21 protein-coding genes are annotated in these 20828 nt (G+C 71.1%); 13 read left to right on the top strand and 8 right to left on the bottom strand.

All coding sequences use genetic code 11. The features are described from left to right. Positions 1–110: 110 nt before the first annotated feature. The 3 genes from ACFZDC_RS13835 to mce all read right to left on the bottom strand — a co-directional run bounded on the left by ACFZDC_RS13835 (position 111) and on the right by mce (position 5727). The gene (locus ACFZDC_RS13835; protein ID WP_391323375.1) at positions 111–1046 is read right to left on the bottom strand and encodes a cellulose-binding protein; all 936 of its coding nucleotides are present in this window, start codon (positions 1044–1046) and stop codon (positions 111–113) included. Positions 1047–1229: 183 nt separating this feature from the next. Beyond that, positions 1230–5078 carry a polarized growth protein Scy gene (scy, locus tag ACFZDC_RS13840; RefSeq protein WP_391323376.1) on the bottom strand — a complete coding sequence of 1283 codons (3849 nt, stop codon included), beginning with the start codon at positions 5076–5078 and terminating at the stop codon, positions 1230–1232. A 208-nt stretch (positions 5079–5286) separates the two neighbouring features. Beyond that, positions 5287–5727: a methylmalonyl-CoA epimerase gene (gene mce / locus ACFZDC_RS13845; RefSeq protein ID WP_391323377.1), complete on the bottom strand. Its 441-nt coding sequence runs from the start codon at positions 5725–5727 to the stop codon at positions 5287–5289. A gap of 149 nt (positions 5728–5876) precedes the next feature. Here mce and ACFZDC_RS13850 point away from each other — a divergent pair, with 149 nt between their 5' ends. From ACFZDC_RS13850 to ACFZDC_RS13860, 3 genes are all read left to right on the top strand, one after another. After that, positions 5877–7076 (top strand): acetyl-CoA C-acyltransferase, encoded by a 1200-nt coding sequence (locus ACFZDC_RS13850; protein WP_391323378.1) that lies wholly within the window; start codon positions 5877–5879, stop codon positions 7074–7076. 35 nt (positions 7077–7111) lie between these two features. Beyond that, positions 7112–8068 (top strand): methylmalonyl Co-A mutase-associated GTPase MeaB, encoded by a 957-nt coding sequence (gene meaB / locus ACFZDC_RS13855; protein WP_391323379.1) that lies wholly within the window; start codon positions 7112–7114, stop codon positions 8066–8068. 139 nt (positions 8069–8207) lie between these two features. Further along, positions 8208–8882 (top strand): hypothetical protein, encoded by a 675-nt coding sequence (locus tag ACFZDC_RS13860; RefSeq protein WP_391323380.1) that lies wholly within the window; start codon positions 8208–8210, stop codon positions 8880–8882. A gap of 223 nt (positions 8883–9105) precedes the next feature. On the opposite strand, the gene ACFZDC_RS13865 is transcribed toward ACFZDC_RS13860, so the two are convergent. The 4 genes from ACFZDC_RS13865 to ACFZDC_RS13880 form a co-directional block, all read right to left on the bottom strand. Next, positions 9106–9582 carry a MarR family winged helix-turn-helix transcriptional regulator gene (locus ACFZDC_RS13865; RefSeq protein ID WP_031171854.1) on the bottom strand — a complete coding sequence of 159 codons (477 nt, stop codon included), beginning with the start codon at positions 9580–9582 and terminating at the stop codon, positions 9106–9108. A gap of 92 nt (positions 9583–9674) precedes the next feature. Next, on the bottom strand, positions 9675–10481 hold the full coding sequence (locus tag ACFZDC_RS13870; protein ID WP_391323381.1) for an AIM24 family protein: 807 nt from the start codon (positions 10479–10481) through the stop codon (positions 9675–9677). Beyond that, positions 10478–11128, bottom strand: coding sequence for an AIM24 family protein (locus tag ACFZDC_RS13875; RefSeq protein WP_391323383.1), 651 nt, complete (start codon positions 11126–11128; stop codon positions 10478–10480). The genes ACFZDC_RS13870 and ACFZDC_RS13875 overlap by 4 nt, the downstream gene beginning before the upstream one ends. A 1-nt stretch (position 11129) precedes the next feature. Further along, positions 11130–11762, bottom strand: a complete 633-nt coding sequence (locus ACFZDC_RS13880; RefSeq protein ID WP_391323478.1) for an AIM24 family protein — start codon at positions 11760–11762, stop codon at positions 11130–11132. Positions 11763–11944: 182 nt separating this feature from the next. Here ACFZDC_RS13880 and ACFZDC_RS13885 point away from each other — a divergent pair, with 182 nt between their 5' ends. The 8 genes from ACFZDC_RS13885 to ACFZDC_RS13920 all read left to right on the top strand — a co-directional run bounded on the left by ACFZDC_RS13885 (position 11945) and on the right by ACFZDC_RS13920 (position 17621). Then, on the top strand, positions 11945–12289 hold the full coding sequence (locus tag ACFZDC_RS13885; RefSeq protein ID WP_391323385.1) for a DUF3817 domain-containing protein: 345 nt from the start codon (positions 11945–11947) through the stop codon (positions 12287–12289). Further along, the gene (locus ACFZDC_RS13890) at positions 12286–12579 is read left to right on the top strand and encodes an MTH1187 family thiamine-binding protein (RefSeq protein WP_391323387.1); all 294 of its coding nucleotides are present in this window, start codon (positions 12286–12288) and stop codon (positions 12577–12579) included. The genes ACFZDC_RS13885 and ACFZDC_RS13890 overlap by 4 nt, the downstream gene beginning before the upstream one ends. 148 nt (positions 12580–12727) lie before the next feature. Next, complete coding sequence (locus ACFZDC_RS13895; RefSeq protein ID WP_391323388.1) at positions 12728–13480, top strand: hypothetical protein; 753 nt, start codon at positions 12728–12730, stop codon at positions 13478–13480. Continuing rightward, on the top strand, positions 13477–14175 hold the full coding sequence (locus ACFZDC_RS13900) for a DUF4166 domain-containing protein (RefSeq protein WP_391323390.1): 699 nt from the start codon (positions 13477–13479) through the stop codon (positions 14173–14175). The genes ACFZDC_RS13895 and ACFZDC_RS13900 overlap by 4 nt, the downstream gene beginning before the upstream one ends. Further along, positions 14172–14822 carry a TetR family transcriptional regulator gene (locus ACFZDC_RS13905; protein WP_391323392.1) on the top strand — a complete coding sequence of 217 codons (651 nt, stop codon included), beginning with the start codon at positions 14172–14174 and terminating at the stop codon, positions 14820–14822. Before ACFZDC_RS13900 ends, ACFZDC_RS13905 begins: the two co-directional genes overlap by 4 nt. A 131-nt stretch (positions 14823–14953) precedes the next feature. Further along, positions 14954–15463: a MarR family transcriptional regulator gene (locus ACFZDC_RS13910; RefSeq protein ID WP_391323393.1), complete on the top strand. Its 510-nt coding sequence runs from the start codon at positions 14954–14956 to the stop codon at positions 15461–15463. Between the two features lie 43 nt (positions 15464–15506). Beyond that, positions 15507–15845: a DUF3817 domain-containing protein gene (locus ACFZDC_RS13915; protein ID WP_391323395.1), complete on the top strand. Its 339-nt coding sequence runs from the start codon at positions 15507–15509 to the stop codon at positions 15843–15845. 75 nt (positions 15846–15920) lie between these two features. Then, positions 15921–17621, top strand: coding sequence for a methylmalonyl-CoA mutase family protein (locus ACFZDC_RS13920; protein ID WP_391323396.1), 1701 nt, complete (start codon positions 15921–15923; stop codon positions 17619–17621). On the opposite strand, the gene ACFZDC_RS13925 is transcribed toward ACFZDC_RS13920, so the two are convergent. Further along, complete coding sequence (locus ACFZDC_RS13925) at positions 17618–18355, bottom strand: TetR/AcrR family transcriptional regulator C-terminal ligand-binding domain-containing protein (RefSeq protein WP_391323397.1); 738 nt, start codon at positions 18353–18355, stop codon at positions 17618–17620. The two genes, ACFZDC_RS13920 and ACFZDC_RS13925, sit on opposite strands and share 4 nt — an antisense overlap. A 208-nt stretch (positions 18356–18563) precedes the next feature. Between ACFZDC_RS13925 and ACFZDC_RS13930 the strand changes: the two genes are divergently transcribed. Beyond that, positions 18564–19535, top strand: a complete 972-nt coding sequence (locus ACFZDC_RS13930; RefSeq protein WP_391323399.1) for a tetratricopeptide repeat protein — start codon at positions 18564–18566, stop codon at positions 19533–19535. A 619-nt stretch (positions 19536–20154) separates the two neighbouring features. Continuing rightward, positions 20155–20802, top strand: a complete 648-nt coding sequence (locus tag ACFZDC_RS13935; protein ID WP_391323401.1) for a DUF6230 family protein — start codon at positions 20155–20157, stop codon at positions 20800–20802. Positions 20803–20828 lie beyond the last annotated feature (26 nt).

Below are 20828 nucleotides of genomic sequence, written 5' to 3' on the forward strand. Positions count from 1 at the left end.
CGGGACAAAGCCCCCTGCCACTTGAAGCAGGGGGCCTCGACGCGCCCGAAGGGGCGCGGGGAACCGCGCGATCGGCCACCGCCGACCCGCAGCTCCGCCGCAGCCCGCGGTTACCGGGTCTGCTGAGCCGGAACCCCACGAGAGACGGGCTCGTCATCGGCCGGCGTGCCCGCGGCGGCGACGGCCGCACCGGTCAGCGTGGCGAGCATCTCCCGGACGTTCGTCAGCTGAGCGTTGATCGAGTCGCGGCGGTTGGTGAGGGCGGCCAGCTCGCGCTCGGATTCCGAGCGGATGCGGTCGGCCTTGGCGTTGGCGTCGGCCACGATGTCCTCGGCCTGGCGCTGGGCCGTCTCCACCGTCTGGCGGGCGCGGCGCTCGGCGTCCGTGCGCAGCTTCTCCGCCTCCAGGCGGAGCTGCTCGGCGCGGTGCTCGATCTCGGCGAGGCGCTTCTCGGCCTTCTGCTGACGCGAGGCCAGGTCGCGCTCGGACTGCTCGCGGCGCTTGGCGAGGTTCGTCTCGAAGTCGGCGGCGGCCTGCGCGGCCTTGGCGCGGGTCTCCTCGAAGAGGGCGTCCGCCTCCTCGCGCTTGGACTGCGCGTCCTTCTGCGCCTCGGCGCGCAGCTGGGAGGCGTCACTCTTGGCCTTCTCGACGATCCGGACGCCCTCGTCCTCGGCCTTGGCCTTGCGCTCGGCCGCGAAGGACTCGGCGTCGTTGCGGACCTGCTGGGCCGCCGACTCGGCGAGCTCGCGGTGCTGCTCCGACGCGCGCCGGGCCTCGTCACGCAGATCCTTCGCCTCTTCCTCGGCGAGGCGCAGGATCTTCTCGACCCGCGCGCCGAGACCCGCGTACGACGGCTCCGCGTCGGTGATCTGGGCCTGGGCGTTCTGCGTCTCGAGGTGGAGCTCCTCGATGCGCTTCTCCAGAGCGGTGATGCGGGCGAGAGCGCTGTCACGGTCGGAGACGAGCTTGGAGATACGTTCGTCCACCTGAGCGCGGTCGTACCCACGCCGCACAAGCTCGAAGCCGTAGGGGGAAGTGTCGCTCATGGGGTTCCTGTCGAATGAGACCGGTGAGGTGATAGGTGGAATCCTAGGGGCCGAAGCGGTGTGTCATCGAGCGGATACGTGTTTGATCTGGAGAATGACACCTCTTTTGAGTGGCTGACCGCCGGACGGCTTGCCAAAGACCAGGACAAAGCCCCCAGAAGACCCCGGAACGCGCCTCACCCGCTAGCTGTCTGACGACTTGCCACCCGATCGAGGGGGACCGACGGTGGCGCCCGCCTTGACAACACCGTCCTTGCCGGCCGACGGGGCCTCGAAGGACTCCAACGCCTCCAGGACGTCCTGGACACGGGAGATCTCGGCGTTGATGTCCTCGCGCCGGCGCACCAGGATCTCCAGCTCGCGCTTGCCCTCCTCGACCGTGCGCCGGGCCTCGCGGATCGCCTCGGCCTTCAGCTCCTCGGCCTCCCTGACCAGGCTGGCCTTCTTCTGCTCGGCCTCCTTGAGCAGACCCTCCGCCTTCTTGACGGCGGCGATCCGGACCTTGCCCGCCTCGGAGCTGGCCTCCGACACCAGCTCCTTGGCCTTCGCCTGCGCCTTGGCCAGCTGTTCCTCGGCCGCCTTGATGAGCGCGTCGCAGCGGTCGCCGGTCGACTTCATCGTCTCGGCGGCCTCACGGCGGGCCCGCTCGTGCAGCTCCTCGATCTCGGTGGTGATGCGGTCGCGCAGCTCCTCCGCGCGCTCCCTGATGGCGGTCGCGTCCCGGCGGGCACCGACCAGCAGCTCGTCCGCGTCCGTACGGGCCTTCTCCACCAGCGAGTTGCCCACCACGGTCGCCTCGGAGACGATCCGCTCGGCCTCGCTGCGGGCCGCGCCCACCATCGTGTCGGCCTGCGACTCGGCGTCCGCGGTGGCCTTCAGCGCCTGCTGCTGGGCCTCGGTGAGCAGCTTGTCGGCCTCGGCCGTGGTCTCCGTGATGAGCGTGTCGACCTGCTCGGCCGCCTCCGAACGCCGCTTGTTGGCCTCCTTGCGGGCCTCGTCGAGGGTCCGCTCGGCCTCCTCGCGCGCGGAGTTGACGAGCCGCTCGGCCTCCGTCTCCGCGTCCGCCCTGAGCCGCTCGGCCTCACTGCGCAGCCGCTCGGCGTGCTGCTGGGCCGAGCCGACCGTCTCGGCGGCGTCGGCGCGCAGCCGCTCGGCGTCGCCGGTGGCGTCCGCGATGAGCTGCTCGGCGTTCGCGACGGCCTCGGCGCGGACGCGCTCGGCCTCGGCGGCCGTCTCGTTCTGCAGCCGCTCCGCCTCGTTGGCGGCCTCGGTGATGAGCGTGTCGGCCTGGGTCGCCGCGTCCGAGCGGATGCGGTTGGCGTCCTCGCGGGCGTCCGCCCGGGTGCGGGCCGCGGCCTGGTCGGCCTCGGCGAGCTTGTCCGACGCCTCCGTGCGCACCCGCTGGGAGTAGTCGCCCGCGTCGGAGCGCAGCCGCTCGGACTCCGCGATCGCCTCCGCGACCGTACGCTCGGCCAGCGCCTTGGCGGCCTCCGTCTCCTCGTTCGCCTCGCGCCGGATCCGCGAGGCGTCCTCGCTCGCCCGCTCCCGCTCGGCGTACGCGTCGGCGCGGACCCGGTCCGCCTCCTCCTCGGCCTCACGGCGGGTACGGTCCGCCGCGTGCTCGGCGGCCGAGCGCAGCCCGGTGATCTCCTCCTGGGCCTGCTCGTGCAGTCCCGCGACGGACTCCCGTACCTGCTGGGCGTGCTGCTCGGCGGCGGACACCATGTCGGTGGCGCGCCGGTCGGCCTCCTCGACCAGCCGGGTCGCCTCGGTCTGCGCGTCCTCCACGCGCCTGCGCGCCGAGGCCAGCAGCTCCTCGCTCTGCTCGCGGGCCCGCTCGCGCTCCTGGTCCGCCTCGGCGCGCGCGGCACCGAGCAGCTCCTCGGCCTCGCGGCGGCGCCGGGCGGCCTCCTCCTGGGCGGCGGCGAGCGTCTCGGACGCCTCGGTGCCCAGCCGTTCGGCGGCGGCCTGCGCCTCCGCGCGGACGCGGTCGGCGGTGTCCTGCGCCTCGACCTTCAGCCGCTCGGCCTCGGCGGCGGCCTCCGAACGCAGTCGTACGGCGATGGCCTCGCCCTCGGCACGTGAGGCGGACGCGTCGGACGCGGCCTCGTCGCGCAGCCGCTCGGCCTCGGCCTCGGCCTGCTGCTGCAGCGTTCGGATCCGCTCGGCGGCCTCCGCGCGCAGCCGCTCGGCCTCCTCGGCGGCCTCCCGGCGGATCCGGGCCGCCTCCTCGCGGGCGTCGGCGAGCGCCTGTTCGGCCGACGCCAGCCGGTCCTGGGCCTCCGACTGCAGCCGGGTCAGTTCCTCGGCCGCCTCGTTACGGCGGGCCTCGACCGCCCGCTCGGTCTCCTCGCGCAGCTCGCGCGCGGCCTTCTCGGCGTCCGCCCTGACCGTCTCGACCTCTTCGGCGGCCTCCCCGCGCAGCCGCTCGGCGTCCTTGCGGGTGCGATCCAGGGTCTCCTCGGCCTGCCGGCGCAGGGTGGTGGCCCGCTCGATGGCCTCCGTGCGGACCTTCTCGCTGTCCGTGGTGGCCTTCTGCCGCAGCTCGTCGGCGTCCGCCTTGGCCTTGGCCAGCAGCTCCTCGGCCGACCTGGCGGCCTCCTCGATCTGCGCCACCGCCTCGCGCCGGGCCTCGGCGCGGATGGACTCGCCCTCGGCGACCGCGTCGGCGCGCAGCTGCTCGGCCTCGCCGCGCAGCCGGCGGGCCTCCTCCTGCAGCTCGACCGTCTTGGCGCGGTACTCCTTGGTGTCGTCCTTCGCCGCGCCCTTGAGCTGCTCGGCGATGTCGTGCGCCTCGGCGCGCAGCCGGTCCGCCTCGGCCTCGGCCTCCCGGCGGATCCGCTCGGCCTCCTCGGCCGCGGCCCGGGTGGTCTTCTTGGCGTCCTCCGACGCCTTGTTGAGGACGTCCTCGGCGGTCTTCGCCGCCTTGGACAGCTGGGTCGCGCTCTCCTCGGCGGTGATCGCCCGGGCCTTCTCCGCGGCCTCCGCGACGATCTTCTCGGCCTCGGCCCGCGCGTCGGCGACCAGCTGCTCGGCCTCGGACCTGGTGTTCTCGGCCTCCTTGGTGGCCTCCTCGACCAGCCGGGCGACCTGCTCCTTGGCGGTACGCGTACGCGTCTCGTTGGCGGCCTCGGCGCTGGAGAGCGCCTTGGATGCGCTCTCCTTGGCCTCGGTGACCAGCTTCTCGGCCTCGGACTGGGCCTTGCGCAGCGCCTCCTCGGCCTCCGCCATGCGCTGCTGGGCGGCCCGGCTCAGCTCGGCGGCCTGCCGACGGGCGGCGTCCGACTCGGTGACGGTGGAGGTGCGCAGCTGCTCGGCGTGGTCCGTGGCCTCCTGGGCCTGGGTGGAGGCGGCGTTCAGCAGCCGCTCGGCGTCCGTGCGGGCACGGCGCAGGATCTGCTCGGCCTCCGCCCGGGCGGCCTCGGCGTCGGTCTGCAGCCGCTCGCGCGCCTCCCGGGTCAGCCGCTCGGCCTCCGCGCGGGCGGCGGCCATGGCCTGCTCGGCCTCGGCGCGGGACTCGTCAAGGAGGCGGCGGGCCTGGGCCTCCGTCCGGGCGCGCAGCTGCTCGGCCCACGCCACGTTCTCGTTGACGTGCGACTCGACGGTCTGCCGGCGCTCGGCCAGCTCCTGGTCCAGCTGCTGGCGGCGGGTGACCGCCTCCTGGTGCAGCTCGGCCTGCAGGCGGGCGGCCTGCTCGGCGTGCTCCTGCAGGATGCGCTGGGTCTGCGCGCGGGCCTGGCTCAGCTCGCGTTCGGCGTCCTGGCGCAGCTGATCGGCCTGGATCTGGGCATTACGGAGCAGCTGCTCGGCCTGATAGCCGATGTCACCGCCGTCGTAGGCGGGCCGGGTCATCAGGGTGCGGCGCGCCTCGTGCAGCTTGGCGCGCAGCACCTCGACCTGGTAGCCGAGGTCCTCGGCGTGCTGGATCGCCTTTTCCCGCTCGGTCCTCAGCCGCTTCATCTCGGCCTCGAACCGAGAGAGGTGGTCGACGTCAGCCGCCGGCTCTCGCTCCTGGCTCTCGTAGCCCCGCACTGCGCGGTCCCATCCGTCCCCTGGTCAGCTTCTTCGACGAGCTCCGTCCATCCGCCGAACGGGGCCCCCGGGGAATGGTGTCAGATCAACGGCGGAGCACGGGCTGTTGCCCCGACGCTCGTCCCCCGAAACCCGGACCCCGGCATGCGGTCGTCCCCCGCCTGGAGGGACGACCGCCCCCAACCCTACCGGCCCCTATGTACGGGGGTCAGTGCTCGGGCGACTCAACAGGGGCCGAAGTGACCAGTTCTGTCAGGACGCCGTGGCAATCCTTGGGGTGCAGGAAGGTGATCCGCGACCCCATGGAGCCGCGTCGTGGCTCGTCGTACAGCACGCGTACGCCCTTGCCGCGGATCTCCTCGGAGTCCCCGTCCACATCCGCCGTACCGAATGCGATGTGGTGGACGCCCTCCCCGTTCTTGGCCAGCCACTTGCCGACCGCGGAGTCCTCCCGGGTCGGTTCCAGCAGCTGGAGGTAGGAGGCGCCGCCGTCGGACGTCTCGTTGATCTTGAGCATGGCCTCGCGCACGCCCTGCTCTTCGTTGACTTCGGTGTGGAACACCTCGAAGCCGTACGTGGCCCGGTAGAACTCGACGGTCGTGTCGAGGTCGTGGCAGGCGATCCCGATGTGGTCGATTCGCGTCAGCATGGATTCAGTGCAGCGCCATGGAGGTGGTTACGCAACGTGCGCGCGATCACACCGTAAGGCCGATGACGGGTTCCGGTACCGGTCAGTACATTCGAAGTAAACCCTCGTTCACTCCTCGGCTGTGCAGGCCGGTAAGGGGATCGCAGCTCATGTCTTCTGGAACGAACACCTCGGTGATCGTCGCGGGCGCGCGTACGCCCATGGGACGGTTGCTCGGCTCGCTGAAGTCCTTCTCCGGGGCCGATCTCGGCGGCTTCGCGATCAAGGCCGCCCTCGACCGTGCGGGGATCGGCGGCGACCAGGTGCAGTACGTGATCATGGGCCAGGTGCTGCAGGCCGGGGCGGGGCAGATCCCGGCCCGCCAGGCCGCGGTCAAGGCCGGCATCCCGATGAGCGTCCCGGCGCTCACCATCAACAAGGTGTGTCTGTCCGGCCTGGACGCCATCGCCCTCGCCGACCAGCTGATCCGCGCCGGCGAGTTCGACATCGTCGTCGCCGGCGGGCAGGAGTCCATGACCAACGCCCCCCACCTGCTGCCGAAGTCCCGTGAGGGCTACAAGTACGGCGCGGTGGAGGTGCTCGACGCGATGGCCCACGACGGCCTGACCGACTCCTTCGAGGGCATCGCCATGGGCGAGTCCACGGAGAAGCACAACACCCGCCTCGGCATCAAGCGCCCCGAGCAGGACGAGATCGCCGCCCTGTCCCACCAGCGGGCCGCCGCCGCGCAGAAGAACGGCATCTTCGAGGCCGAGATCACCCCGGTCGAGATCCCGCAGCGCAAGGGCGAGCCGGTCGTCTTCAGCAAGGACGAGGGCATCCGCGGCGACACCACCGCCGAGTCGCTGGGCAAGCTGCGCCCGGCCTTCGCCAAGGACGGCACGATCACGGCCGGCTCCTCCTCGCAGATCTCGGACGGTGCGGCGGCCGTGGTCGTGATGAGCAAGGCCAAGGCCGAGGAACTGGGCCTTCAGTGGCTCGCGGAGATCGGCGCCCACGGCAACGTGGCCGGGCCGGACAACTCGCTGCAGTCCCAGCCGTCCAACGCCATCCAGCACGCCCTGAAGAAGGAGGGCCTGGAGGTCTCCGACCTCGACCTGATCGAGATCAACGAGGCCTTCGCCGCGGTCGCCGTGCAGTCAATGAAGGACCTCGGCGTGTCCACGGAAAAGGTGAACGTCAACGGCGGCGCGATCGCCCTGGGTCACCCGATCGGCATGTCCGGCGCCCGTCTCGTGCTCCACTTGGCGCTGGAGCTCAAGCGCCGGGGCGGCGGCGTCGGCGCGGCCGCGCTGTGCGGCGGCGGCGGTCAGGGTGACGCGCTCATCGTGCGGGTGCCGAAGGCCTGAGTTTCCAGTACGTCGGTGAAGTGAACGGAGCTGTGATGCAGGACGTCTCCTCCCTGGTGGCCCAGGCCAGGGAAGGCCGGCCGCGGGCCGTGGCCCGGTTGATCTCCCTGGTGGAGGGGGCGTCCCCGCAGCTCAGGGAGGTCATGGCGGCACTGGCGCCGCTGACCGGCAACGCCTACGTGGTGGGCCTGACGGGCTCACCCGGCGTCGGCAAGTCGACCTCCACCTCCGCCCTCGTCACGGCCTACCGCAAACAGGGCAAACGGGTCGGGGTCCTGGCCGTCGACCCGTCGTCGCCGTTCTCCGGCGGCGCCCTGCTCGGTGACCGGGTCCGCATGTCGGACCACGCCTCCGACCCCGGTGTCTACATCCGCTCCATGGCGACCCGGGGCCACCTGGGCGGCCTGGCCTGGGCCGCGCCGCAGGCGATCCGCGTGCTGGACGCGGCGGGCTGCGACGTGATCCTGGTCGAGACGGTCGGCGTCGGCCAGTCGGAGGTGGAGATCGCCTCCCAGGCGGACACGAGCGTGGTGCTGCTGGCCCCGGGCATGGGCGACGGCATCCAGGCCGCGAAGGCAGGCATCCTCGAGATCGGCGACGTCTACGTCGTCAACAAGGCCGACCGCGACGGCGCCGACGCCACGGCCCGCGAGCTGAACCACATGCTGGGTCTCGGTGAGTCCCGCGGCCCCGGCGACTGGCGTCCGCCCATCGTCAAGACGGTCGCGGCCCGGGCACAGGGCGTCGACGAGGTGGTCGAGGCGCTGGAGAAGCACCGCGCGTGGATGGAGGAGCGCGGCGTCCTCACCGACCGCCGCACGGCCCGCGCGGCCCGCGAGGTGGAGACGATCGCGGTCACGGCCCTGCGCGAACGCATCGGAGACCTCCACGGCGACCGCCGGCTCAGCGCCCTCGCGGAGCGGATCGTCGCCGGGGAGCTGGACCCGTACCGCGCCGCGGACGAACTGGTGGCGGGACTGACGGAAGGCTGAAGGCCGTCAACGCGGCGGGCTCGTCGCCAGGGTGACGGCATGTTCCTCTCCTTGGCGTAGAGCGCACCGGATCGCGGGGGCCCGACTGCGGGCCGCCGCGTCTTCGGTGTCCCCTCTCCGCCTCCCCGGGGACTCCAGGGTGCCCCCGCACCTCTCCCGGCCCTCGTACGCCGCCGTCCTGCGCGTCCCGCACGCGCGCCGCACCTTCGCCGCTGCCCTGACCGCGCGCCTGCCCTACGGCACCGTCGCACTCGCGGTGATGCTGTCCGTCACCCGGGCCACCGGCTCCTATGCCGTCTCCGGTGCCGTGATGTCCACGACGGTCTTCCTGATGCCCCTGCGGGCTTCCCTCGTCGACCGGCACGGCCCGCGCCGCGCCCTGCCGCCCATGGCGGCGTTCTACGGCATCCTGCTGGGCGTCCTGGCCGCCCTGACCTGGCGCCCGGGTGCCCCCAGCACCGCTCATCGCCGCGGCCGCGGCCCTCGCGGGCGCCTGCGCGCCCCGCTGGGCCCGACCATGCGCGCCCTGTGGGCCCGCCTCGTCGCCGACCGGGGTTTGTTGCGGCGCGCCTACAGCCTGGACGCGATAGCGGAGGAGCTGCTGTACGTCCGGCTCTGCTGGTTCGCGGTGGCCCTCGGTGCGGTGATCGCGGCCGCGGGACGAGCACCGGGCCTGTGGACGCTCACGGCGGCGATGGCCTGCGCGGGCGCGGGCCGGCCCCCGCCTCGCCGGCATGATCCAGAAGACACCCCCTGGGTCAGACCGGCCGCGGATCGGGCCGGCTCCGGGCCACGGTGTCCTGTCGGCAGGTGAGCCGGGCGTGGTGCGTCCGGCCGCAGGGCGGAGGAGGGCGCCGACGTGGCGGGGGTTCCCCCGCGCGAGCGCGGCGAGCGTGGGGGAGCCGGCAACCGACGACAACGCCGCGGATGGGCGCGCCGAGCGCCGCGCTTCCGGCATGATCCGCCGGACGGGCCCTGGCGCCGGTCGCGCGACCCACCCCCGCCCAGCGGCTACGGCCCGAGGTGCTCAGCCGGCCTCAGGGACGCCCCCGCTGCCCCCTCAAGTGCTCCGCGATCGGCTTGAGCGCCTTGTCCAGCTCTATCAAGGCCTCCGGCGACAGCAGATCGATGAAGTGGCGTCTGACCGACGCCACGTGATGCGGCGCGACTTTTTTCATCGTCTCCATGCCGTGCTCCGTCAGCACGGCGTACAGTCCTCGCCGGTCCGACTCGCAGTTCTCCCGCCGCACGAGGTTCGCGTTCTCCATCCGCGTGATCTGGTGCGAGAGCCGGCTCTTGGACTGCAGGGTCGCGGAGGCCAGGTCGCTCATCCGCATCCGTACGTCGTCCGACTCGGAGAGGTTCACGAGGATCTCGTAGTCGTTCATTGTCAGGCCGAACGGCTGCAGATCCTTCTCGAGCTGGTACGTCAACAGCCTGTTGACCTCCAGGTGGGTGCGCCAGGCGCACTGCTCCGCATCGGTCAGCCAGCGCGTGGCCGTCTCGGTCTCCATGAATGAAGTCTACCTAAGAAGTTGAATGGCGAACTACTTCGGGTGGTGTGACAGTGCGCACGCGTTCGACGTCACACTCCGCAGACTACCGCTCACAGCCCGAAGCGACGCTGGAGGTCCCCCAGCTGTCCGGGAAGGCGCGGTCCGTCCGATGATTGCGGACCGTGTCCATGCGGTGCCGCTCCGCCACCACCGGGCACCCCTGGTTCGTGCGGAACCAGCCCCGTCGCCGGCTCGGCCATGAGCGTCTCGCTCGACTGCAGCAGGACCGTCCCGGCTCCCACGAACTCGAACTGGTGCTCCTCGCCGGAGGCCCCACCGAGGCCCGTCATCGCACGTAGACCGCCCATGACGCCCGTCAGGTACCCGTGGTCGTAGTGATGACACGGTGACGGGCAGTCGGCCCACCCGACCAGCGCCTGGGGGTCCACCCGGATCGGAGGTTCCATGAACACCACCGGACCGTTAGATGCGGCCACGAACTTTCCGGTTCCGATAAGGGTTAGAAAACCGGGCACGATCGACTGTTTGAGCGCGAGACTTGGCTGAAAAGCGAGCAGATTGCCCGCGCGAATGGTCAAGTTCCCGTCGTCCAGGTCGTAGGAGTTGACGTCGAAGGCCCGGTCGGCCAGCAGCATCTTGCCCGAGCCCTCCGCCACGACCCAGTCGCTCGCGTGCAGTGGCGAATGGAACGAGGTGCGAACAACTCGGTCGAGTCGGCCGTGCCCGATGCCGTTGAACTCGATCGCCCCGTAGTAGGCGATCATCTTCCCCTTCTGCAGGAACCACTGCCCGCTCTTGAGCTCGACGCAGAACGTGTACGTGTTCACGTTGTCGTCGGCGGGGAGGGTCATCGGGTCGTACACCACGGGGCCGCCGGGAGTTCCGTAGGTGCTCACAGCTTCTCCTCCGAGGCCTGGACGTACACCGTGCCGCTGCCGCTCAGCTCCAGCTGGAACGCCTCACCGGAGCCGCGGCCCACCATGTCCCGCCAGCCGAGCGCGGTGGACAGCTTGTTGCGTACGTCGCCGTGGTGGGCGACGTACGCCTGCGGGTCCACATGGACCGGGCGCTGCGGTGTGATCGGGATCTCGAAGACGCCGCCGTGCGCCATCACGGCCACCGAGCCCTGACCCTGGAGCGTGGTGGTGAACAGGCCCTGCCCGGTGACCTGGCCCCGGACCAGGCCCATGACCCCGCCCTGCGAGCCCAGGAACATCGTGCCCTGCCGCAGGGTGCCCTCGAAGGCGAGCAGCCGGTCGGCCTCGACGCACAGGGTGTCGCCGGAGAGGTTGATGACGTGCACGTGGTGGCCACCGTGCCCGAAGAAGACGGTGCCGCTGCCCTCGACGGTCATCAGCGGGGTCGCCTCGCCGGCCACCCGCCGCCCGATCATGGACATCAGGCCGCCCCGGCCGCCCTGGAGATTGGGTGTGAAGGACACGTCCCCCTTGTAGGCGAGCATCGCGCCGCGCTGGCTGAACAGCCGCTGCCCGGGCAGCACGGCCGCCTCGACCATCTTGGAGTTGATCTCCCTGAAGCTCATCTCACAGGTCCCCCGCGATCGTGTTCCGCTCGCTCGGCTGCACGTACACCAGTCCGTCGCCCTCGAAGCGGATCTGGAAGGCCTCGCCGCCGCCCTCACCGAAGAAGGTGCGGAACGTCACACCCGACTGGAAGGACTGCCGCACATTGCCCTGGTGGGCGATGTAGGCGCCGGGGTCGACGATCAGCGGGTACTGCGGGCTGACACGGAGCACCACCGCGGGCCCGTCGGAGATGATCGCCGCCTGCCCGTGTCCCTCGACGGTCGTCGTGAACAGCCCGTTGCCCTGCGAGGCGCCGCGCAGGCCGGTGAACGTCGTGCCCGTCCTGAGGCCCGCGTCGGTGGCGAGCAGGTTGCTCGACTCGACGTAGAGCCTGTCCCCCTGGAGGCCGACGAGATTGATCTCCGAGGCCCGGTCCGCGAACCAGCAGGTCCCCTGGCCTCTCACCTCCATCACCGTCATCCGCTCGCCGGTGAGCCGCCGGGTCACCATCCCGCGCAGCCCCTCGCCGCCACCGCTCAGCTTCTTGAAGGCCATCTGCCCGTCGTACGCGACCATCGAGCCGTTCTTCGCCTTCACGGCGTCCCCGGTCATGTCGACGGCGAGCACCTTGCTCCCTTGGAGTCGGAACATCGCCACGCTGGGAAAGTATCGGCCGAGCGGGTGGGCGGAACAGGTCCCGTGGGTGGACGGCGACCCTGACCGCTCCCCTAGGGGCAGGGTTTGTCACAATGGCGGAGCGTTTGTGCGTGCGTTCACAAACCGGCAGTCCGTAACCGGCAGGCCGTCGTCGCAACTCCCACCGAAGGTGATCCGTGGACCTCAAGACCGCCACCGCCCTCCGCCGCCTCCGCCTGGTCTCCGCGCCGGAGGCCGTGTCCTTCCTGGTCCTGCTCGTCTGCTCGGTGCTGAAGCGCACCACGGACTTCAACGCGGTGCCCGTGATGGGCGCGGTCCACGGCGTCCTGTTCCTCCTGTACGTGATCTTCTGGGCGGACGCCTGGAACCGCACCAAGTGGAGCTTCGGCACCGCGGCCCTCTACTTCGTCCTCTCCGTGCTGCCCACCGGCGGCTTCTTCGCGGAGCGCAGGCTGCGCCGCGAGACCGAGGCCGCCGTCATCGCGGCCCGGGCCCGCAAGGAAGGAATCGTGAACGCATGATCGTCGCCTTCTCCGTGACGCCCCTGGGCGTCGGTGAGGACGTGGGGGAGTACGTCGCCGACGCCGTCCGTGTGGTCCGCGAGTCGGGTCTGCCCCATCGCACCGACGCCATGTTCACCTCTGTCGAGGGGGAGTGGGACGAGGTCATGGACGTCGTCAGGCGCGCCGTCGCCGCCGTCGAGGCGCGGGCGCCCCGTGTGTCGCTCGTCCTCAAGGCCGACATCCGGCCCGGCGTCACCGACGGGCTCACCTCCAAGGTCGAGACCGTCGAGCGGCACCTGGCGCGGTAGCTCCGGCCGAAGCGCGCGCGAACCCCGGTCCTGGCGGGCCGGGGTTTTCCGCGTCCCTGCCGTTGAGCGATCGCTCAAGGAGGTGTACGTTGCCTCTCAGACAAGTTTGAGCAGTCGCTCAAACGCCCGTCTGACGTGGGGGAACAGCATGGGTCTCTACATAGAGACGTACATACGCGCCGACCTGGACGACCTCTGGGCGACCACCCAGGACCCCGCCCGGCACCAGCGCTGGGACCTGCGGTTCACCGAGATCGCCCACCTCCCGCGCGCGGAGGGCGAGCCGCAGCGCTTCCGGTACGCCACCCGCGTACTGCCGTTCCTGGCGGTGTCGGGCACCGGCGTCGCCGCGGGCGAGAAGGAGCGCCCCGACGGCACCCGCACCTCCGCCCTGCGCTTCGCCTCCCCCCACCCGCTCTCGCCGCTCGCCGAGGGCAGCGGCTACTGGCGCTACGTGCCCGACGCGCACGGCGTCCGTTTCCTCACCGGGTACGACTACCGCCCCCGCTGGGGCGCCTTCGGCGCGGTCGCCGACCGGCTGGTGTTCCGGAGGCTGATGGGGTGGGCGACCGCCTGGTCCTTCGACCGGCTGCGGCTGTGGCTGGAGCGGGGCATCACCCCCGAGCGGGCCCTGGTCAACTGGCTGGCCGAGCTGGCGGTCCGTGCCCTGGTGCTCACCGTGTGCCTGACCGGGCTGGGGCTGGAGTCCGTCATCCGCGTCTTCGGTCCCTTCGGGGCCACCGTGGCCTACCTGTGCCCGCTGCTGATGGTGGTCGTGATGTCGCTCGCCCTCCTCAAGGCGCCGCTCGCCTGCACTCCGGCCGCCCGCCGCTGCCTGCGCGCGCCGCTCACCCAGGCACGCGCACCCCGCGTCCTGCGCACCCTGGAGAAGCACGGATGACCACGACGACCCCGGCGCGATCGATGTTCCGCACGGTGATGGGCGACGACTTCGACCGTCTCCACCCGCAGCTCCGGCGCCGCTTCTCGGTGGGCCTGGCGAGCGGCGAGACCTGCACCGGCCGGGGCGTCATGCACCGGATCTGGCACGGCCCGGCGTTCGTGAAACCGTTCCTGGCCCTCGGCGCCACCCGCAACGTCCTCGTCCCGCGGTCCGGCCGCGACATCCCCTTCGTCATCGAGAACGTCCCGTACACCGACAGCTTCGGCCGTGAGACGGTGAGCTTCGTGCGCACCTTCGACCTGCCCGGCCGAGCCCGCCGCTTCGACGCCCAGATGGTGCTCAGCCCCAAGGGCGACCGCATCCTCGACTACCTCGGCACCCACCAGCACCTGGCCTGTGAACTGCGCTTCGCCGCCGAGCCCGACGGTTCGCTGCTCATCCGTTCCGGCGAGTGCCGCTTCCGGGAGGGCCCGGTGGACGTGCGCGTGCCGGAACTCATCGGCGCCACGGCCGAGGTGCGCGAGTCCTACGACGACGGCGCCGGCCGCTTCCGCGTCCGGGTGAGGGTGGTGAACCGCTACTTCGGGCCGCTCTTCGGCTACGAGGGCTCGTTCACGGCGTCGTACACGAGCGTGGGCTCCTGCGGGGTGCGGCCCGGACTGCGCCCGGTGCGGGAGGAGGCGCGCGCATGAGCCCGGAGACGGTGAAGTCCCAGGAGACGAAGGCCAAGCTCCTCGAGGGCGCCCTGCGCACGCTCACCGAGCAGGGCATCGCCAAGACCTCGGCCCGTACGGTGGCCGCGGCGGCCGGGGTCAACCAGGCGCTGGTCTTCTACCATTTCGGATCGGTGGACGAACTGCTCGCGGCCGCCTGCCGTTACGGCGCCGAGAAGGCCGTGGCGAGCTACCGCACCCGGCTCGCCGCCGTCTCCTCCCTGTCCGAGCTGCTCGCCGTCGGCCGCGAGATCCACGAGCGGGAGCGGGCCGACGGTCACGTCGCCCTGCTCGGCCAGCTTCTGGCCGGCGCGCCCACCCACGCCGCCCTGGGCCCGGCCGCGGCGGGCGGTCTCGATCTGTGGATCGCCGAGATCGAGCAGGTCCTGCGCCGGGTACTCGCCGCGACCCCGTTCGGCGAGTTCGCCGACCCGGTGGGGCTGGCCCGCGCGATCGCCGCCTCCTTCGTCGGTATCGAGCTGTACGAGGGCGTGGACGAGGCGGGCGCGCACGCGGCCCTGGACGCTCTCGAACAGCTGGGCGCGCTGGTCGCGGCCCTGGAGGAGCTGGGCCCGGTGGCCCAGCGCGCGGTCCGCCTCCACCTGCGCCGCACGAGCCGCCGCTGACGGGGGGGACGGCGTTCTTTCCGTCACCCTCGGCAAGACGAGGGTGACGCATCTCACCGGGATGCCGGCCGGGCGACCGAAAGCCGAGACAGGGCTGACCGGCATATGACCGGCCGGTAGGGTCTGATGACGTGCCGAAGCCTCTCAGCCTTCCCTTCGACCCCATCGCCCGCGCCGACGAGCTCTGGAAGCGGCGCTGGGGAAACGTGCCCTCCATGGCCGCGATCACCTCGATCATGCGGGCGCAGCAGATCCTGCTGGCCGAGGTCGACGCGGTGGTCAAGCCGTACGGACTGACCTTCGCGCGCTACGAGGCGCTGGTGCTGCTCACCTTCTCCAAGGCCGGCGAGCTGCCGATGTCCAAGATCGGCGAGCGGCTGATGGTGCACCCCACGTCCGTGACGAACACCGTGGACCGGCTGGTGAGGTCAGGCCTGGTGGCCAGGCGCCCCAACCCCAACGACGGCCGCGGCACCCTCGCCGTCATCACCGACAAGGGCCGCGAGGTGGTCGACGCGGCCACCCGCGACCTGATGGCGATGGACTTCGGCCTCGGGGCGTACGACGCCGAGGAGTGCGCGGAGATCTTCGCGATGCTGCGCCCGCTGCGGATCGCGGCACACGACTTCGACGAGGAGTGACCCGGGACAAGATCTCCCGGAACGGGCGGTTACGCTCGACGGCATGAAGAAGAGCGTGCTGACCCGCTACCGCGTCATGGCCTACGTCACCGGTGTGCTGCTGGTCCTGCTGACCCTGGGCGTGATCGCCAAGTACGGGCTGCACATCGACGGGGCGGAGAAGTTCACCACCGTCGTCGGTATCGCGCACGGCTGGCTGTACGTCGTCTACCTGGTCTTCGCCTTCGACCTGGGCGCCAAGGCGAAGTGGCCGGTCGGCAAGCAGCTGTGGGTGCTGCTCGCGGGCACGATCCCGACCGCCGCCTTCTTCGTCGAGCGCAAGGTCAGCCGCGAGCTGGGGACCAGGGTCGCCGACCCGGCCCCGGCCGTCGCCAAGGTGTAGTTTCCACCGCCACACGGGTGTCGTGTGGCGGTTCCCCATCGACATTTACTAGGACGTCCAAGTAAATTCGATGGTATGGACGCTCACGCCATCGAGGAGGGCCGCCGACGCTGGCAGGCCCGATACGACGCCGCGCGCAAGCGCGACGCAGATTTCACCACGCTCTCCGGCGATCCCGTGGAGCCGGTGTACGGGCCCCGACCTGGGGACGCGTACGAGGGATTCGAACGGATCGGCTGGCCCGGGGAGTACCCCTTCACGCGCGGGCTCCATCCGACCGGCTACCGCGGCCGCACCTGGACGATCCGCCAGTTCGCCGGCTTCGGCAACGCCGAGCAGACCAACGAGCGGTACAAGATGATCCTCGCCGCGGGCGGCGGGGGCCTCTCCGTCGCCTTCGACATGCCGACGCTCATGGGCCGCGACTCCGACGACCCCCGCTCGCTCGGCGAGGTCGGGCACTGCGGGGTGGCGATCGACTCGGCAGCCGACATGGAGGTCCTGTTCAAGGACATCCCGCTCGGTGACGTCACGACGTCGATGACGATCAGCGGGCCGGCCGTCCCGGTCTTCTGCATGTACCTGGTCGCCGCCGAGCGGCAGGGCGTGGACCCCTCGGTCCTGAACGGCACCCTGCAGACCGACATCTTCAAGGAGTACATCGCCCAGAAGGAGTGGCTGTTCCAGCCGGAGCCGCATCTGCGCCTCATCGGCGACCTCATGGAGCACTGTGCGGCCGGCATCCCCGCCTACAAGCCGCTGTCCGTCTCCGGCTACCACATCCGGGAGGCGGGCGCGACGGCCGCACAGGAGCTGGCGTACACCCTGGCGGACGGCTTCGGGTACGTGGAGCTGGGGCTCTCGCGCGGGCTCGACGTGGACGTCTTCGCGCCGGGACTGTCCTTCTTCTTCGACGCGCACGTCGACTTCTTCGAGGAGATCGCCAAGTTCCGGGCGGCCCGGCGCATCTGGGCCCGCTGGATGCGGGACGTGTACGGCGCGAAGAGCGAGAAGGCGCAGTGGCTGCGGTTCCACACGCAGACCGCCGGTGTCTCGCTGACCGCGCAGCAGCCCTACAACAACGTGGTGCGTACGGCTGTGGAGGCGCTGGCCGCCGTGCTCGGCGGGACCAACTCGCTGCACACCAACGCCCTGGACGAGACGCTGGCGCTGCCGAGCGAGCAGGCCGCAGAGATCGCGCTGCGCACGCAGCAGGTTCTGATGGAGGAGACCGGGGTCGCCAACGTGGCCGACCCGCTGGGTGGTTCCTGGTACGTCGAGCAGCTGACGGACCGGATCGAGGCCGACGCGGAGAAGATCTTCGAGCAGATCAAGGAGCGGGGGCTGCGGGCCCACCCGGACGGGAAGCACCCCATCGGGCCCATCACCTCCGGGATCCTGCGCGGGATCGAGGACGGCTGGTTCACCGGGGAGATCGCGGAGTCCGCGTTCCGCTACCAGCAGGCGCTGGAGAAGGGCGAGAAGAGGGTCGTGGGCGTCAACGTCCACACCGGGTCGGTCACCGGGGACCTGGAGATCCTCCGCGTCAGCCATGAGGTGGAGCGGGAGCAGGTCCGCGTGCTGCGCGAGCGGAAGGGGACGCGGGACGAGGCGGCCGTGCGTTCGGCGCTGGACGGGATGCTGGCGGCAGCCCGGTCCGGGGCGAACATGATCGAGCCGATGCTGGAGGCCGTGCGGGCCGAGGCGACGCTGGGTGAGATCTGTGGGGTGCTGCGGGACGAGTGGGGGGTGTACACCGAGCCCCCGGGCTTCTAGGCGCCGTCGCCCGGCGTGCGGACACCAGGGGGCGGGGTCCCGTCCCCTGGGTTCCGGACCCCTGTCCACTCGGCCCGCGACCCGGTGGGCCGAGAGGCGGCCGCCTGGTCCGACCCGGTGGGCGGGGAGGCCAGGCCCTGGAGCAGTACCCGGGTGAAACCGCGTACCCACTCCTCGTCCGCCGGCTTGCCGCTCACCAGGGTGCGGTGGACCACCGCACCCGCCACCATGTCGAAGATCAGCTCCCCCGTTCGCGCGGCCTCGGCCGGGTCCGGTTCGGCGGGGAGTTCGCCGCGGCTCTGGGCCCGGGCGCGACCCTCCAGAACCAGCCGCATCTGGCGGTCCACGATCGAGGCGCGGATGCGCTCGCGCAGGGCGTCGTCCCGGGTGGACTCCGCGACCACCGCCATCAGGCCGCTTCTGGCCTCGGGGCGCGCCAGTATGGCCGCGAACTGCAGGACCACGCCCTCGATGTCGGCGGCCAGGCTGCCGCGGTCGGGCAGTTCCAGTTCGTCGAAGAGTTCGGCGACCGCGTCCACCACCAGCTCGTGCTTGCCGGCCCAGCGGCGGTACAGCGTCGTCTTCGCGACCCCGGCCCGCGTGGCCACGTCTCCCAGCGTGAGCCTGGACCAGCCCAGTTCGACCAGGGCATCCCGCGTGGCGGCCAGGATCGCGGCGTCCGCGGCGGCGCTGCGCGGGCGTCCGGTACGGCTGGCGGGGGTGCGGCTCTGCATCCCTTGACCATAAACCGGCGGTTCCTGCGCCGTCGTGAGGGAGATCACCGGGGCGTGGTGTCGCGAGGGGTCCTCCTGCCGTTACGCTACGACTCGTAGCGAAAGCTCGTGGCGGACGTACACGGGCGACGACCACCGGCGTGGGGTGGGGACCCGGCGCCAACCATCGCTTTTTCCTTCATGCGCAGGAACGGGGGAGGATAGACGCATGCAGCCACGGAACATGTCCATGAGCGGCGTCGTCGACCTCGCCGCGGTGAAGGCGGCCCAGGAGGCCAAGGCCAAGGCCGAGCAGGCGCGCGCCGAAGCCGCCCGGCAGGGCGGGACGGGGGCCGTCTCTCCGGCCGATCTCGTCATTGACGTCGATGAAGCCGGCTTCGAGCGCGATGTCCTGCAGCGCTCCGCAGAAGTCCCCGTCGTCATCGACTTCTGGGCCGAGTGGTGTCAGCCCTGCAAACAGCTGAGCCCGGTCCTGGAGCGGCTGGCCGTCGAGTACAACGGGCGCTTCCTCCTCGCCAAGATCGACGTCGACGCCAACCAGATGCTGATGCAGCAGTTCGGGATCCAGGGGATCCCGGCCGTGTTCGCCGTTGTGGCGGGACAGGCCCTGCCGCTCTTCCAGGGGGCCGCCGACGAGCAGCAGATCCGGCAGACCCTGGACCAGTTGGTTCAGGTCGCCGAGCAGCGCTTCGGGCTGACCGGCCTGACCGTCGACCCGGACGCGCAGCCGGGCAGTGCGCCCCTGCCCGAGGTGCCGGCGGGGCCGTACGACGCCCTGCTGGAGGCCGCCGCACAGGCTCTCGACGCGGGCGACCTGGGCGGGGCCGTCCAGGCCTACAAGAACGTACTGAGCGACGACCCGGCCAACCCGGAAGCCAAACTCGGGCTCGCGCAGGCCGAGTTGCTCCAGCGGGTGCAGGACATGGATCCGCAGCGGGTGCGCAAGGAGGCCGCCGAGAAGCCGGGTGACGCGGACGCGCAGATCGCGGCCGCCGACCTGGATCTGGTGGGCGGTCATGTCGAGGACGCCTTCGGGCGGCTCATCGAGACCGTGCGGCGCACAGCGGGTGACGACCGGGACGCGGTGCGGCGCCGGCTGCTGGAGCTGTTCGAGGTCGTGGGCCCCGAGGACCCTCGGGTGGTCGGGGCGCGCCGGGCGCTGGCGCGGGCGCTGTTCTGACCAGTCACTAAACGCCACGGCTTGTGTTGTCGGGGTGAAAGATTCGCCGACGAGCCGTCAGGGCGGCCGCGCTTTACCAAAGCTTGGTAATCGCGGCCGCTGTTACTCGCAGTAAATCGAGGCCGTTGATCTGTCTGGTTTCGTCCAAGGATCAACGGCTTTGTTCTGCCCCGGAAGGCCACCCACCGTTGCATTCCGAGACCGGTGGGTCGTTGTTCGGTTATCCGGCCGTTACTAGCGAGTAACGAACCCCCTTGTGCCCGGCGCGAGAATGCACCACGATCGGCGACGCTCGGTCCATTCCCATACCCCGGCAGCCGGTCGGGTCACGGGAGACTCTGGGTCCCCACCGAGCAGAGCCGGCGGCAGTGGCGCCGGCTCTAGGGCAGGGGGGTCTTCGCCACCGGCGAAGCCTGTCCAGAGGTTGTGCGTGATGCGTGTCAGGCGCGACCAGTGGTTGTCGCTCGGGGGTGATCGCCGGTGATTCGGGCGCGGTTCGCGCCTGAGGGCGCGGGCGCTCTCCTTCCCGAGGACGTAGCACTTCTCCCATCCCTGCCCGGCTGAGCCGCCGACTGTGGCGAGTCCGGGCCAGGAGATGTACGTCCGAGAAGGAGGAAATATGGAGTCCCAGGTGCGTGGCGGGACCAGATGGAAGCGGTTCGCTGTGGTCATGGTGCCCAGCGTTGCCGCTACGGCCGCGATAGGTGTCGCCCTCGCGCAGGGCGCTCTCGCTGCTTCGTTCAGCGTTTCCGGCCAGCAGTTCAAGGTGACGGCCGACCAGCTCCACGGCCAGGGTTTCGCCCAGTACGGGGCGATCGACAGCGGTTACACGCTCGACGGGAAGAAGACGGCTCACGCCGTCGCCGTCTCGTCGTTCAACGACGCCACGATCACCAACATGTGCCAGTCCGTGGTCACCCCGGATGTGCCGTTCCTCGGTTCGGTCACCCTCCGTCTGGAGGCCGGTGGCGCGGGGCACGAGAAGGTCCAGGCCCACAACCTCTACATCGATGTCGACGACCTGAGCGCCGACGCGACGTTCAACAACATCGACATCGGTGTGGCCGCCAAGGACGCCAGCAAGGGTCCGGGCATGAAGGGCAACGGGGAGCAGGCCAACCCGTACGGCTTCGCCCAGCAGGCCGATTCGGCCGACCTGAGCAAGGTGCAGCAGACGGCGTGGGCGACCACCGCCGGCACCTTCAAGCTCAGCGGCCTGCACATGTCGCTCCACAAGGGCGACGGCAAGGGAATCGAGTGCTACTGAGCACTCCGTGACGGGCGGGGGAGCCG

It is taken from the genome of Streptomyces sp. NPDC007905 (genome assembly GCF_042959345.1).
Taxonomy (GTDB): domain Bacteria; phylum Actinomycetota; class Actinomycetes; order Streptomycetales; family Streptomycetaceae; genus Streptomyces.